This window comes from Chloroflexus sp. (genome assembly GCF_034435895.1).
Taxonomy (GTDB): Bacteria; Chloroflexota; Chloroflexia; order Chloroflexales; family Chloroflexaceae; genus Chloroflexus.
Map to the genome: position 1 here is coordinate 47806 of NZ_DAOTWH010000187.1, position 14701 is coordinate 62506.

The following is a 14701-nucleotide window of genomic DNA, read 5'->3' on the forward strand; positions in this document are numbered from 1 at the left end:
TAACGTCGCGCAGAGGAGCTTGGTCGCTTGCGATAGGAAGCCCGCAGCGCTGGCAGCACACGATCCGCAGCCATAGACGATGGGCGGATGCGCGAAACGGAGTGGGTATGGCGGCAACGCAAGTTGATCTCGCAATTTTGGCCGCAGCCGTGCGGCAGGCCGGCGGTGAACCGGCGCAAATAGCACAGGTGTTAGCATTGTTCCACCAACGGCTTATTGCCGATGGCCAGCCGTCGCCCCAGACGCTGTATGTCTATCGCACCACTGGCGCTGCTGCCAGTTCTGATCCGTCAGCGCCGGCGCCGTCCTCCCGTCCTCGCCGGTTGCTTGCGTTTCTTAGCGCCGATGCTGCCGTGAGTTTCGCCCAACGCACCGGTTTGGCCCGCGTACCGCGCTTGCTGACGCTCTCACTGGCACGTGTGCTGGCAATTATCTTGCAACAACCGGCAGTGCGGGCATTGCATATCGCGTATGATGACATTCCGGCTGCCAACGGTTTGCCGGCTGGTTGGAATCTGTCCCGCGCCGAAGTGCTGGCGCTGTTTGGCATTGATTCGGGCGTTGTTTGAGTTGCGCCTTACAGGGTAAGGAGGAAGGAATGGGAAGCCGCTTCGACGAGATGCGGATCTTTGCCGGCAATGGAAACCCGATGCTTGCATGCGCGATTAGCGAGCGTTTGGGGGTTCCGCTCGGTGATGCGACGATTGTGAAGTTTAGCAATGAGAATATCTTTGTCAAGCTCAACGAAAGTGTGCGCGAAAAAGATGTGTTTGTGATCCAGTCGCTGTCGATGCCCGATCTTAGCGATCGGATTATGGAGCTATTGATTATGCTCGATGCCTGCAAACGGGCATCGGCAGGCCGGATCACGGCGGTGATCCCCTATTATGCGTATGGCCGCACCGACAAGAAGGATCAGCCGCGGGTGCCGATTACGGCCCGTCTGCTGGCCGATATGATCCAAGTGGCCGGCGCCCACCAAGTGATGACGATTGATCTGCACGCTGGGCAGATACAGGGCTTTTTCTCGATCCCGATGGATGAATTGACGGCCATGAATTTGCTGGTGCGCTACTTTGCCGATAAAGGGTGGGACGATATGATCGTCGTGTCGCCCGACGTCGGCTTTGCCAAGCGCGCGCGCAATTTTGCCGAAGCGTTGAATGCGCCACTGGCGATTGCCGAGAAGCGGCGTGTACAGTACTTTGATCGCAAAGATGGCTCGCTCACCGCGCCCGAAGTGCTCAACCTGATCGGTGATGTGCGCGGTAAGCGCTGTATTGTAGTTGATGATGAAATTGCCACCGGCAGTTCGATCCTTGAAGTGGTGCAGTTGCTCGAACAGCAAGGGGCGCGTGAGATTTACGCCTGCTGCGTGCATCCGGTCTTCGCCGGCAATGCGGTTGAACGGCTCCGCGCTAGCTCGATTCGCGAGTTGGTCGTGACCGATACTCTGCCGGTGGCCCCGGAACGGCGCTGGCCCGGTTTGACGATCCTCTCGGTCAGTACCTTGATTGCCGAAGTGATCCAACGCATCCATAGCGGGGTCAGTGTCGATACCATCTTTCAACACCGCCGCCATCCGGTCTTCAGCTAGGGGCAACGCATGCGTTGCCCTTACCCGCCTTTCGTCCCGGCGCATACGCCACTCTAGCGTATGCGCCGCCTGTTATTCAAACCCTAAGCCCCGCTCGCGCAGGCTGACATAATGCCCGCGCCCAATAATGAGGTGGTCGAGCACCTCGATATCGAGCAGGCGACCGGCAGCCACCAATTGGCGTGTTACCTGAATGTCTTCCGGCGAGGGGGTGGCTTCACCCGATGGGTGGTTGTGGACGACGATAATCGCGGCGCTGTTGCGCCGTACAGCATCTTTGAAGACTTCGCCGATCCGAATGGTGGCCGAATTGAGACTGCCGATGTAGATCGTGCTGATCTGCTGCACCCGGTTTTTGGTGTCGAGCAAAACGGTGCGCAGATGTTCTTGATCGAGGTGGCTCATCTCAACCATCAAGAGGGCCGCGACATCAGCCGGCGAGCGGATCGGAAATCGTTCGTCAACGCTAATCCGCGCTAGCCGGCGGCCAATTTCCAGCGCCGCCTTGATGCTAGCGGCTTTGCTTGCCCCAATGCCGGCTCGCCGGCAGAGATCATTGTAGTCGGCGCGCTGCAAGCCGAGCCATCCGCCATAGTCACTGAGGAGTTGTTGGGCCAGTTGTAAGACGTTGGTGCCGCTGACGCCAACTCGCAGCAGGATGGCCAATAGCTCGGCATCGCTCAGCGCGCCGGCGCCGAGCCGGGCTAGCCGCTCACGGGGTTGGTCGTTGGTGGGCAGTTCGTTCATGCGCAGTGACAGCATACGTTCCTCACGCTGCAATTTCGGTTCCTATATAGATACCGCGCGAGCGCGCGAAAAGATTCGCTGTTTGTGATTAAACAGGGGCAATTGCGAAAGGGAACTAGGATTACGAAGTGCGTGCTGATGGCCCTCACCCCCAACCTCTCTCCTACGGTAAGGCGGGTGAGGGGGAGCCGCTGGGTAAGCGGAAGAGACACTACTGGCGTGGGAGGCAACAGTGCCCCTCTCCCGCTAGCGCGGGAGAGAGGCTAGGGGTGAGGGTGTCCCAAAACCTTTTGCGCTCTTCGCGTCCTCTGCGTCTTTGCGTTTGCGTCCTCTGCGCCTTTGCCCCCTTTGCGTCGTTGCGTTGACCGTCGTTGAGCCGTTCGCCTGTTCCTCAGCCTACTGGCAAATCAGCGTGGGCAAGCGCCGGGTGCGCAACAACGCTTCGGTGGTTGAACCAATCACCAGATCACGGAGCGGGTCGCGGTGGCCGTAGCCGCCCATCACCAGCAGGTCAGCACGGGTCTGCTCGGCGGCGTGGATAATGGCCGGCGCCGGTTCGCCGCGTTCAAGGATATAACCGGCGGCGATGTTGTAGCGCTCGAGGGAGCGGAAGGCGCGCATGCGCACCGCTTCGGCGCTGGCTTTGCCATCGAGCACAGTGACAACGTTGAGCGCCAGTTGCCAGCGCGCAGCCAAATAGGCGGCGAGGTAGAGCGCCTCTTCGGCTTTGCGGCTGCCATCATAGGCCAGCAAGAGCCGTTCAATCCGTTCAACCGCATGCGGTACGGTCAAGACAGGCCGCACCGAACAGCGCAAAATAGTGCGCAAGCCGGAGGTAAGCCGGGCCAGCGGCGATGTTCCGGGAGGGTAATTGATTTGGATGGCGACTAGATCGACGAGCCGGGTGCGTTCGCGAATAGCGCGGTCGATCGCGCCTACCTCAATGGCGCACTCGCCGGTGACACCGGCCGCGGCGCAACGCTCGCCAAATTCGCGCACCACTGCCTGCGCCGCCGCTGAATCGCGCTGGCGGAGGCTGCGCACGACATGCAGGCCAAGCGGACGCACCGTTTCCCGTTTGGCCCACGCCAGCACCTGATCAAGCACCTGCCAGCCATCAGCCTTACCGTTTACCGGCACCAGCACCTCACGAAACAGCCAGTGCGCCGGATCGAGCGTGCGGTTGCGCCGCCACACGCCCGCCGGCATGGCTGGTTCAAGATAATCGGGAATGACCCGTTCGATCAACTGCTCAGCCCGGCTCGGTGTTTCAGCGAGATCATCAATCGCTCGGGCAAGGCTGATGTCCCAACCGAGATGCTTGCTCAGCTCATCGCGATGGTGGCACAGCCAGAGGTAGAGATCGGTTTCGGTGCGGTCGGGAAAATCGCGCAGCAACCCGCGCTCGCGGATCGAGTCAGCGATCGGACGATAGATGTGGTCATACCACAGTGCAGCCGCTTCCGGCAACGATGGCGTCTGATCGGCGGTAGCCAGCCGTTGTTGCATGTGCTCAATCTGGTGGCGCAGTTGCGCATACTGGCCGGCCACTGTGACCCGCAAATCGCAGCCGGGTCGTAATTCATCGAGGCGGGTGGCTTCGAGAAAAGCGGCGTATTCCCCGGCAATCACGATCTCTTCGAAGGTCATCGATGGATCGATCGGCGCGCGCGAGACGAGCGGTATGACATACGCCTGAATATGATCCATTCCCAATTGGCGCGCAACCGATACCCGGTGGTTGCCATCAATGACAAAGTAGGCTTCGCCAATTTGGTACACCTCAATCGGCGGCCAGCCGTGCATGCTATCAACCGCGGCCATCACCCGTGACCAGCGTTGCCAGTCATCATCGCGCCGGGGCAAAAAGCTGCGGTTAAAGTCGTGGTAGCGGCCAACGCTGCCCACAATCGCGGCCAGCGGGATTTCACGCAACTGGCGTTCGCCGGCCATGCGCGCATTGACCCGTTGCCGCACCTCTTCAAAGGGCAACAAATCATCGGACTGGCCGCGCAAACGGGCCAGCAGATGTTCCAGATCGGCGCGCCAACGCAGCCGTTGAAAGTCGTGTAACGCCGCCACCATGCGGCCATCGGTTGGTTCATCCATCATGGGAGATACTATATCACACGTTCAAGGGCGGACAGAACATGTGATCCGGAACCCGGCCCTTCAGGGCCGGGCTAGGTTTACGAAGCCCGCTGCGCGGGCTGGTGCCCCTCACCCCCCCCGCCCCTCTCCCACTGGCGCGGGCGAGGGGAGCGGAGAGCTAAGCTTTGAGGCATTGCCCAGCAATCAACGATCGTAATCAATCAAATGTTCTGTCGCCCCTCAACGTTAGTGGGAACGGGAAGCGCAGCACCGATCTTTCAGGCATCGTACAGCGAATGGTTGTACTCAACCAAATGTTCTGTCCGTTCCTACAGTTGCTTCGCCCCTACGATGATGAGCAGGCATATGGTTAGGAAGAAATGCCTAACTTACCGCCATCCGTTCAATTGGGCCGCCGCCTGCACCGCCGGCGTGAGTGCATCGACCAAACCTTGCACCGAGCCGGTGGTGCCGCTCAGCAGCAGATTAGGGAACAGGCCCAGCGCAATCATCACCGCCGCCAGCGCGCCGAGCGCCAACAGTTCGCGCCGCTTCAGATCGGGCAAATCGAGGTTCGCCGTATTCCGCACTTCACCCATAAAGCCCAAGTGGAATAGGCGCAGCGCATACACCGCGGCCAGAATGATCCCGATGACCGCGCCAAAGGCGAATGGCCAACCCAGCAACGGCGAGGTGAAGATGCCTTGCAACATCGTAAACTCGCCGACGAAACCGCTCAGGCCGGGCAACCCCGCCAGCGCCAGCAAGGTCAGCAGCGTCAGACCGGCGTACACCGGCGTCACGCTCCACAATCCGCCGAACGAGCCAAGCTCGCGGCTCTCGCGCCGCTCTTCGATGACAGCCACGATGAGCAGCAACGCCGCCATAATCACGCCGTGGCCCACCATCTGCAACAGCGCGCCATTGATGCCCATCGTATTGAGGGTCATCACTCCAAGCGCAATAAAATTCATGTGGCTGATCGAGGCATACGCGATCATGCGCTGCATATCACGCTGGGTAAAGGCGATCAGTGCGCCGTAGATGATGCCGATCACGGCCAGCACGGCAATCGCTGGCGCCGCCCACGAGGCCACTTCGGGGAAGAGGGTCAGGTTGAAGCGGATCAGGCCATATACGCCGAATTTGGCCATCAACCCGGCTAGCACAATCGCGACCGGCGTGGGTGCAACGCTGTAGGCGTCGGGCAACCACGTGTGGAACGGCCAGAGCGCCAATTTGATCGCAAAGGCGACGAAGAACGCGCCGAACAGCAACCGGGCCACCATCGGATCGAGCGTAAAGATACCGGCCCGCATATCGGCGACGATTTGATTGAGCGCAAAGGTGCCGGCAAAGCCCGGCTCGATGGCGGCAACGGCGTTGCGGTGCAGAATATGCAGCCCGATCATCGCGAACAGCATCAACAGCGAGCCGCCAAAGGTGTAGAGGAAGAGCTTCAAGGCTGCTGACGCGCGCCCATGGCTGCCCCACATCCCGACGAGGAAGACCATCGGCAGCAATGCCAGCTCGTAGAAGACGTAGAAGAGCAGCATGTCTTGGGCCAGAAACACGCCGAGGAACGCCGTCTCGGCCAGCAGCAACAGCGCCAACAAGAGCTGCAGACTGCGCGTCTGCCGCTGCCATGTCGCGGCAATGGCAAATGGGGCGAGGAATGCCGTCAAGCCCACCAGCCACAAATTGATGCCATCAACGCCAATCAGGTAACGAGCGCCGACAGCGGGCAGCCACGCGACCGAGTCAACAAATTGCAGCGGCGGGCCAATCACCAGTCCAGCGGTAGGGCCGTAAGGGCCAGTGTAGAACAGACCGATGACTGTTCCAGCGATGATCAACGTCGCTATCGCCACGCCCATCGCCGTCCAGCGATACAGAGCGGGGCGACCACGCGGCTGCAACAGAATGACGAGCGAGCCGAGCGCCGGCAGCCAGAGCAACAATGACAGGATGGGCAAGCCAAGCAGGTTCATGGCGTTAGACCTTCTTTCATTTGCGGTAAAGACGACAACAGCCACCTCAGTGACACATCACGTGTCACCGGTCTCGAGCGAACTTGGCCTCGTTACCTCTTTGACGACTTCGTCAGGAAGGATACCGGTATGGCCAGCGGCAGTGTGATACGTTCTTCCGAATCTGTATTGCTTAGCCTGTCACACGGGCTTGTTGCTGCCGGGCCATCACAGCGTTCGGTAAGCGCTTACCTTTGTGATAAAACTCACGTTCACATCACACGTAATGTTATAGCCCGATTCCGTTTTCTTGTCAACTGCTGAAAGTTCGGTTTTTTACGGATGTCTATTTTGTGAAAAAAGTTACAAATTATCGCGGAAGGTTCTCAACGGTTCAATAATTCGTGAGATATTTCACGAGATTTGTCGAGCTGTGACGGTGGTGGGCCAAGCGGGTGCGATGCGCTGTGGTTCGGGTGAGTACGCGCGTTGCGCAGGTATCCCGTGTGTGCCGTCGTTTCCTCGGTCAACACGGCTGATTTGGGTTGTGATGCTTGTGCCGTGCTGGGAGATCACCGTACACGGTGCTTTGGTTTGGATTGGGTGATTGTCATCCGATGATCGGCGTGGGTATAATACGCCTGACTTGACGAAGGCATCTGTGCTACAATGGGGTGGAATGCCTATGAATACTCCTATTCGCCTAATTGACACTCATCTCCACCTCGCCTCGGTGCAATTCGATGGCGATCGCAGTGACGTCGTTGTGCGCGCGTTTGATGCGGGGGTCGCGGCGCTGATTGAAATCGGCTACGATTTGGCTTCCAGCCACGCTGCGGTCGCGTTGGCGAATGCCCATCCGGCCATCTTTGCCGTGGTTGGCATTCAGCCAAACCATTTGCACGATTTGCCTGCCGATTGGATCGAACAGGTTCGCACCTTAGCCTCCCATCCGAAGGTGGTGGCGATCGGCGAGATTGGGCTTGATTACTACTGGATGAAGTCACCGCCGAGCGAACAAGAAGCGGCGTTTCGCGCTCAACTGGCGCTGGCCGGCGAGCTTGGCTTGCCGGTCGTTATCCATTCTCGCGATGCGATGGCCGAGACGATTGCGGTGCTCCGTGACGCTGCGCGCGGGCCGGGAGTGATGCACTCGTTTTCCAGCGATTGGGCGGCAGCGCAAGCATGTCTTGAATTGGGCTTTTACCTCTCGTTTTCGGGGCCGCTGACCTTTCCGAAATCTACCGCCTTGCACGAGGTCGCTCGCCAAGCGCCGTCCGATCGGATCCTGATCGAGACCGACAGCCCGTATCTTAGCCCGCATCCGCACCGTGGCCAACGCAATGAACCGAGCCGTCTGATTTACATCGGGCAGAAGCTGGCCAAGCTGCGCGAGCAGTCGTTGGCCGAGCTGGCCCCCCAGCTTTGGCAGAATGCGCTCAATGCCTTCCCTCGGTTAGCGGCGGTGTTAGGGGAAGAGCGGTAAGCGTCTAGCCGGGAGAGTATCGCTCTGCTTGCTCTGTAGTTCTCGCTCTTGGGGTTGAGGAGCGGTCAGAACATCGGATTGCGTACAACCGTTGATCGCTGGGCAATGCCTTCACGCTCGTTGCTGATCTCCCCTCTCCCGCACCAATGGGAGAGGGGCAGGGGGGAGGGTACACCAGCGCATTTCAAAGCCATACATCATATCTGAGCTTATGCGCTCTGTCTGCCCTTGAACCTTTTAGGGGGTAGCTGGTGCGGGAAGCGTCTGATCGGGCAGAGCATCGCTCTGTCCATACATGGGATAAAGGCTTTTTTTCATGGCCAAGTCTTCATTTACAAAGTCGCCGTCTCGTTTCCCGAATCTCTGGTGGATGCTGCCGAGGATCATGCTGGTCTTCCTGATGACCGGCGCCGTAGTGCGCAGCTTGGCCGAGTCGGGTTGGGCGAGCGGCTTGTCGATCCTGCCGGCAGTGTCTGGCATGGCTGTGGCGGTTGGCGTGGCGCTGGCCGCTTGGCCGCGGTTGAACCGTTGGGCGGCCCATGGGTTGTCGCTGGTGCTGGCGTGGGTATGGATCGTGCAGCAGATTGGGCCATTGCTCGACAACCGGCTGCTGAGCTGGCGCGATTGGGCGGTCGAGTTGACGATCCGTGCGCTCATGTGGGCGCGGGTGCTGGCGAGCGGCGGGCGCGGTGAAGATATTGTGTTATTTGTGTTGGCATTGGCAGCGCTATGTTGGTGGCTCGCCTATGCGACGGTATGGGTGGTGGTGCGCCAGCAACAACCATGGCTGATGATAATTGCCAATGGCGCTGTCTTGCTGGTCAATTATACCTACGTCTTTCCCAAGCCCGATCTCGAAGCGATGGCGTTTGTGGCCAGCGCCTTGCTGTTGTTGGTCTATCACCATGTGATGCAACGCCGGGCGGCGTGGGAGACGCAGCAGATCAGTTACCCGGATCTCTTGCCGTTGCGCGCCATATGGGCCGCCACTGTGGTCGGGGCGGCGCTGATTGCAATCACGGCCTTCTTGCCGGCGCAGATTACCGCCGAACGCGCCTTGCAGACGTGGGAATCGCTGCGGGCGCCGTTTCGGGCGGCGCGGGCAGCGTGGGAAGATGCCTTTAGTACGATTAATGCCCCTCCCGGCGCCGGCAGCATCTCGTTTACGGCGCGAGTAGCGCCGTTGGGCGGTTCGCGCGCGCTCGGTTTTGATGAGGTGATGACGGTGCGTTCGGCGCGGCTCGATTATTGGCGCGCGGTTGCCTTCGATCGCTACGATGGCTCAGGTTGGTCTAATACCACCGGTGAACTGGCGCGGGCGGCGCTGGGGGTGGCAACGGCTGAACAGGCACGTACGCCGCTAGCTGCAGGGGAAACGATCCCACTGACTGACCGGCGGGCGCGGCAGGTGATTACTCAGACGATCACCTTAGCCCAAGATCGGAACGATGATCTGTTGCTAGCAGGGGGCACGCCACTCCAGTTTAGCCTCCCGGCCAATCTCGAACACGTGATTGCCCGCGCTGACAGTGGCGGCATCGTGCCGATCTACGATGATTTGGCATTGGTGACATCCGCAACCCCATTAGTAGCCGGTATGACGTATACCGTGACGGCGTTGGTCTCGTTAGCTGATGTGCAGACGTTGCGCAACGCCGGAACTGATTATCCGCAATGGGTGCGCGAACGGTACCTGCAATTGCCGGCCAATTTGCCGGCGCGCGTGCGGGCGGAAGCGGCGCGGGTGATTGCGGCTGCAAATGCCGAAACTCCGTACGATCAGGCGATTGCCATCGAAGCGTATTTGCGCCGGCTGACCTACAGCGAAGATATTCCGCCGCCGCCGAGCAATGCCGATCTGGTTGATTGGTTTTTGTTTGAACAGCAAGCCGGATATTGCGATTATTTCGCGTCAGCGATGGTGGTGATGCTGCGCTCGGTGGGAGTGCCGGCGCGGTGGGTGCGCGGTTATGCCAGCGGCGATTTCGATCCCGAAGGGGGTGTCTATATCGTGCGCGAAAATGTGGCCCATAGCTGGCCGGAAGTCTATTTTCCCGGCGTCGGCTGGGAACGGTTCGAGCCGACGGCAGCGAGTTATACTTCGGCGCCGCAGCGACCGTTGCAATCGGTCTTTAGCGAAGAATTGGAAGACGCCGCTAGCAGCGCAAGCGGCAGGGCCTTGAATCCCGGCCAGTTTGAAGAGCCGGAAGATGAGTTGTCGGCAAGCGGTGTCAGCAGCGGGGCAGCAAGCGCGCCAGCAGCGGCGGGGCGGAATCCGGCGGGCAGCGGTGAATGGTTTGGCTGGTTGCTGGCGGTGCTCGCTATCCCGGCCAGTGTCGGGCTAGTGTTGCTCGGTGGCCGTTGGTGGCTGGCGCGTGAACTGCGGGGGTTACGGTTGGCGGCGGCAGCGTATGCCGAAATGGGTTGGCTGGCGGCGCTCGCCGGTCTGGCACAGCAGAGTTGGGAAACACCGCTCGAATATGCCCATCGCTTGGCGGCGGCATTGCCGGAGCATGCCGTAACGATTCACGGCATCACGGCGGCCTATGTTAGTGAACGTTACCGGCGGGGGGCGGTTGTGCAGGTGCCGCCGGAAGCGGCGCGCCAGTTGTTGCGGCGAGCATTGCTGCGCTATGCGGTTCGTCACGCCGTGCAGCGCGTATGGTCGCCGGCACGGATGCGCTAAGATTTATGCATGTATGAGCGGGTGAGGCTGCTCGCGATCCGCCGGAGGTGGTGAAGCAAGCTGCTGAATACAAACTTGGCTGCTAGTGTTGAGAGCAATGCACGCTGCGGTCTTCTACGTTCTCGTTATGACAAAATGGCAACACCCCTTTATTGCGCGGGGTGTTGCCGTTGCCGTGATAGAAGGCGCTGCTCTTGCTTGGCTTGGCCCTTACGGCTATATGCCGCTCACCGCTTCCCCAATTCCCCTTGTTGCCAGCGAATATTCCCGCGCAAGAGCAGATTTGACGACCGCAGTTTATAGGCGAGATCAGCGGCTATATTCCGCATCACCAAATAGCCTATGCGCGGATTGCGCTCGCATAACGCAGCAAAATCGCGCTCACGGATCACAAGGAGGACACATGGATCAACGCAACTGACCGTGGCCGACCGAGTGGCGCCGCCAAGCAGCACCATCTCGCCAAAGCTTTGCCCGCTGTAGAGCATATTGATAGTTGAAGGGGCGAAGGAACCATCGGGAGTGCGGGTATTGATGGCGATCCGGACACATCCTTCGTGGATGATAAACAACTCGTCGCCTTCATCACCTTCATTAAAGACCGTTTGGCCGGCTCCTAGCCGGCGCACTTTACAGATAGTGGCTATCTGCAATAGTTCCTCGTCGCTCAGACCGCTGAGCAGCTCCACTCGCTGTAAATTCTCGACGACACTCTTGTTCATAAGACCCCCCCATTGTGTCGCGATGATCGCGTTAATCGTGCGACGGCGCTTCGATCGGCTTAGTGCGGAGCTTGCTGCTGACGAGCGGGGTAACGTGTTCGTGCATTAGCCAATGGTAACACACTGCTGCCACTGGCGCAGCCAACCAGTAATTGAAGAGCCGGAAGATGATCGCTGCCGGTACCGCTGCTGGCCCCACCCCCATTTGGCTCAAGACCGCCACCAGCGCCGCTTCAACGGTGCCCCCGCCGCCGGGCAAGACGTTGAAGGTTGATGTTACGAGCGCTACGCCAAATGCCGCCAATACCACCGCAAAGCTCACGTCAGTTCCGAGTGCGTGCAACACCAGCAACATCGCAAGACTATGCCCACTGAGTGCCGTCAACTGGATCAGAACCAGCAAGACGACGTCGCGCCGGCGATGGATCAGCAAACTACGACCACGCGCTAAATCGGTGACGATACGATCAATCCAAGCGCCGCTTGATTGCCGTTTGAGAAGACGATTGATCGCGCGATGAATAGAACCTAGCCAGTGACGCAGGGTTGCTTCGGTGCGGGTAAGTGTAAAGATAGCAATGCCGATGACCGACAGGCCAACCAACCCAGCAATGTAGCTGGCGCCGGCTGCCTTCAAGCCATGCCAAGCAAAATAGGCAAGGCTAAACGAAAATACCAGCAGCATGGCTACCACGTAGCTGAGCGTTTCGAGTGAAGCGAGCAAGGCCGATTCGCCAGCGCGAATGCCGCGGCGGTTGAAATTACTCATCAGAAAGGCATAACTGCCAACACCGCCTGCTGGCACCGATTGGCTGATAATAATCGCGGTAAGCGCGGTAGCCCACAAGCGGAGCAGACTCATGCGGTAGCCCAGCGAATGGAGCACAACGTTAAACACCTGCGCGCTCATCAAATAGCTGAGGGCAATGAGCGCGAGTGCAGCCAGTAACCAACTCGGTTTGGCATCATTCAGCAAGCTAAACGCTTCCGCGATCCAATGACGGTTGAGAATCGCCAGCGTAATAATGCCGATACTGATGATCGCGCTCGTAATCAGTTTCCAGCGTTTGACGCCCATAACCGTCCTTTCGCGACGAGGCGACTCGGAAGGCTGTCCAGAATCACAGGGGTGAGCTTGCGGCGTATGCACAGGTTTACGTGACTTTTTTTGCCGCAGATACCCGTTTTACGGTGGCGCTCTTTACCAGACAATGGAAAAGACCCCTTCCTTGCCGGTCGGTTCTTCCCAGTGGACCTCGACCCGCTCGACTTGAGCTTGGCTGGGGCCGCTGTAACACCAACTGATGAGTTTTTGAACGGCTGGCCGGCTCCCTTCAAAGACTGCCTCCACACGACCATCGCTCAAATTGCGTACCCATCCTTTGACTTGCGCTTCACGGGCGCGGTCGCGGGTGTAGGTGCGGAAGCTTACCCCTTGGACGCGACCGGAAATAAAGACATGAGCACGAACGAGATCCACAAGCCACCTGTCTATTTCAACGTTTTCTCTATTATACCAGCATGCTGAAACTATTACTGAGTATAGCGCACCGTGAGGCGCTCTGCAACAGCGCAACATAAAAGGTTTGTCAGAGAAGTGGGTAGATTAGGGTGCAGTGGGCGGAAGGTGCATCTTTGGTCATAGTAATGTTTGTAAACCCGTTTCCGGTGACGCGCAAGTTGTGGTATGCTACACCCTCGGCGGCGCATGCCGAACCAGCGCGGAGCGGGTATGATTTCCGTGGCATCGAATCTACGTCTTTCTCTGGCCCAAATCCCGGCGGCGGTCTGGCGCATTCTGGCACATAGTTTTCTGTATGGCTTTGCGTTGAGCATTGCCGACATTCTGTTCAATTTCTATCTGGTCAGTCAAGGATATACCGTCAACGACGTCGGTTTGCTGTCGATGGTTAGCCGGGCAGCCGGGATGCTGATGGGGCTGCCGATCGGTTGGCTGATTGACCGGCTAGGGCCGCAGCGGGCAATGATCGCCGGCGTCATTGGTTATGCGTTGGGTTGGGCGGCATTGTTGCAGGCGCCGGCGCTGCCATGGCTGATTGCGGCTCAGTTCGTGGTCGGGGCTTGCTATCTGTTAGCATCAACTGCGGTGACACCCTTGCTGGCGCTGGTGACAAAGGAGGAGCAGCGCCCGTTGGTGTTTGGTATGAATGCCTCAGCGACGCTGGTGATTGGGTTGCTCGGCAGTGTAGTCGGTGGTGTTTTGCCGATGTTAGCCGCCGGCGTGATTTCAACCGATCCGCAATCAACCGCAGCGTACCGCTTGGCGTTAACCACCGTGATCGGGCTGAGCGTTGTCGCTCTTTTGCCGGTGTTGGTGCGGTTGCCGGCAGTTGTTGAGGCGAGCGACAGCAGCGGGAATAGTGCTGAAGCGCCGGCCCGTCGCTCGTGGTTGATGCTGATCTGGTTGGCGACGCCGTCGTTTTTGCTCGGCGTCGGCGGCGGCGCTATTCTGCCGTTCCAAAACCTATTCTTCCGTGATCAATTTGGCCTCAGTGATGCGAGCGTCGGTTTGGCGCTAGCGCTAGCTTCACTGGGGGCGGGCATCGGCGCGTTGATCGGTACGCCAGTGGTACGCCGGATCGGTCTGCAACGCGGTGCGGCTTTGTTGCGGCTGGGGGCGACGCCAGCGATGCTGTTGATGCTGTCGCCATGGTTGCCGTTGGCTATCATCGGCTTCTTTGCCCGTAGCTTCTTTATCGCCGCGAGTTATCCGATGAACGATGCGCTGGTGATGGGAGCCACGCCGCCGGCGCAGCGCGGCCTAGCAATGAGTCTGATGAGTCGGCTGTGGGCCGGTGGTTGGGCGGTGTCGGCGGTGATTTGGGGATGGGTAGCGCCGGTGTTTGGCTATGGGCCGCAAATTGTGGCGGCTGCGATTGCGTATGCCTTCTCGGCGCTGGTGATTTGGAGTTTGCGTCTCCAACGAAGTGTAGGGCAGGCGGCTGCATAGGAGCAGGGGTATGGTCTGGGATCCACATTGGCTTGAGCGTCCGATTGCATTGATCGGCTTAAGCGGTTGCGGCAAATCGACGCTGGCCCGTCTTTTGGCCCGCGCGCTCAGTTGGCCATGGTACGACACCGATGCGGCAGTGGCGGCGGCGGCGGGGATGAGTGTGGCCGATCTGTTTCAAACCTACGGCGAAGCCGAATTTCGCACCCGCGAGTCGGCGGCGCTGCGCGAGGCGCTGCGTGAGGCGCAGGTGATTGCGACTGGCGGCGGGATTGTGTTGCAGCTGGAAAACCGGCAGATGCTGCATAATCGAGCGACGGTCATCTGGCTCGATGCAAGCGATGCGACGATTCTGGCCCGCCTCGCCGCCGATGCTGAAGAGCGCCCGCTGTTGCGCGGCGATGCGGCGGCCCGCTTGGCAGCGTTGCGCG

General features: G+C 59.5%; 12 protein-coding genes. 6 read left to right on the plus strand and 6 right to left on the minus strand.

The window, feature by feature from the left end; all coding sequences use genetic code 11:
- Nucleotides 1-107: 107 nt before the first annotated feature.
- Complete coding sequence (locus tag U9R81_RS11090) at nucleotides 108-569, plus strand: hypothetical protein (RefSeq protein ID WP_322495517.1); 462 nt, start codon at nucleotides 108-110, stop codon at nucleotides 567-569.
- A 29-nt stretch (nucleotides 570-598) separates the two neighbouring features.
- Nucleotides 599-1597 carry a ribose-phosphate pyrophosphokinase gene (locus tag U9R81_RS11095; RefSeq protein ID WP_322495518.1) on the plus strand — a complete coding sequence of 333 codons (999 nt, stop codon included), beginning with the start codon at nucleotides 599-601 and terminating at the stop codon, nucleotides 1595-1597.
- 72 nt (nucleotides 1598-1669) lie between these two features.
- Here the strand turns inward: U9R81_RS11095 and radC are convergent, their stop codons facing one another.
- The 3 genes from radC to U9R81_RS11110 form a co-directional block, all read right to left on the minus strand.
- The gene (gene radC, locus U9R81_RS11100; RefSeq protein ID WP_322495519.1) at nucleotides 1670-2359 is read right to left on the minus strand and encodes a RadC family protein; all 690 of its coding nucleotides are present in this window, start codon (nucleotides 2357-2359) and stop codon (nucleotides 1670-1672) included.
- A 381-nt stretch (nucleotides 2360-2740) separates the two neighbouring features.
- Nucleotides 2741-4456 (minus strand): universal stress protein, encoded by a 1716-nt coding sequence (locus U9R81_RS11105; RefSeq protein WP_322495520.1) that lies wholly within the window; start codon nucleotides 4454-4456, stop codon nucleotides 2741-2743.
- A gap of 368 nt (nucleotides 4457-4824) precedes the next feature.
- Nucleotides 4825-6426 carry an NADH-quinone oxidoreductase subunit M gene (locus U9R81_RS11110; RefSeq protein WP_322495521.1) on the minus strand — a complete coding sequence of 534 codons (1602 nt, stop codon included), beginning with the start codon at nucleotides 6424-6426 and terminating at the stop codon, nucleotides 4825-4827.
- 664 nt (nucleotides 6427-7090) lie between these two features.
- On the opposite strand from U9R81_RS11110, the gene U9R81_RS11115 reads away from it, so the two are divergent.
- Nucleotides 7091-7891, plus strand: a complete 801-nt coding sequence (locus U9R81_RS11115; protein ID WP_322495522.1) for a TatD family hydrolase — start codon at nucleotides 7091-7093, stop codon at nucleotides 7889-7891.
- Between the two features lie 316 nt (nucleotides 7892-8207).
- Nucleotides 8208-10577: a transglutaminase TgpA family protein gene (locus U9R81_RS11120; RefSeq protein WP_322495523.1), complete on the plus strand. Its 2370-nt coding sequence runs from the start codon at nucleotides 8208-8210 to the stop codon at nucleotides 10575-10577.
- 227 nt (nucleotides 10578-10804) lie between these two features.
- Here U9R81_RS11120 and U9R81_RS11125 read toward each other — a convergent pair whose 3' ends face one another.
- The 3 genes from U9R81_RS11125 to U9R81_RS11135 all read right to left on the minus strand — a co-directional run bounded on the left by U9R81_RS11125 (nucleotide 10805) and on the right by U9R81_RS11135 (nucleotide 12779).
- Nucleotides 10805-11299 carry a cyclic nucleotide-binding domain-containing protein gene (locus U9R81_RS11125; RefSeq protein WP_322495524.1) on the minus strand — a complete coding sequence of 165 codons (495 nt, stop codon included), beginning with the start codon at nucleotides 11297-11299 and terminating at the stop codon, nucleotides 10805-10807.
- 31 nt (nucleotides 11300-11330) lie between these two features.
- Nucleotides 11331-12377: a lysylphosphatidylglycerol synthase transmembrane domain-containing protein gene (locus U9R81_RS11130; RefSeq protein WP_322495525.1), complete on the minus strand. Its 1047-nt coding sequence runs from the start codon at nucleotides 12375-12377 to the stop codon at nucleotides 11331-11333.
- 123 nt (nucleotides 12378-12500) lie between these two features.
- Entirely contained in the window at nucleotides 12501-12779 is a 279-nt protein-coding gene (locus tag U9R81_RS11135) for an acylphosphatase (RefSeq protein WP_322495526.1), read from the minus strand.
- 252 nt (nucleotides 12780-13031) lie between these two features.
- Here U9R81_RS11135 and U9R81_RS11140 point away from each other — a divergent pair, with 252 nt between their 5' ends.
- Nucleotides 13032-14270, plus strand: a complete 1239-nt coding sequence (locus U9R81_RS11140; protein ID WP_322495527.1) for an MFS transporter — start codon at nucleotides 13032-13034, stop codon at nucleotides 14268-14270.
- A gap of 10 nt (nucleotides 14271-14280) precedes the next feature.
- Nucleotides 14281-14701 (plus strand): shikimate kinase (locus U9R81_RS11145; RefSeq protein WP_322495528.1); only part of this gene is annotated, 421 nt, incomplete at its 3' end.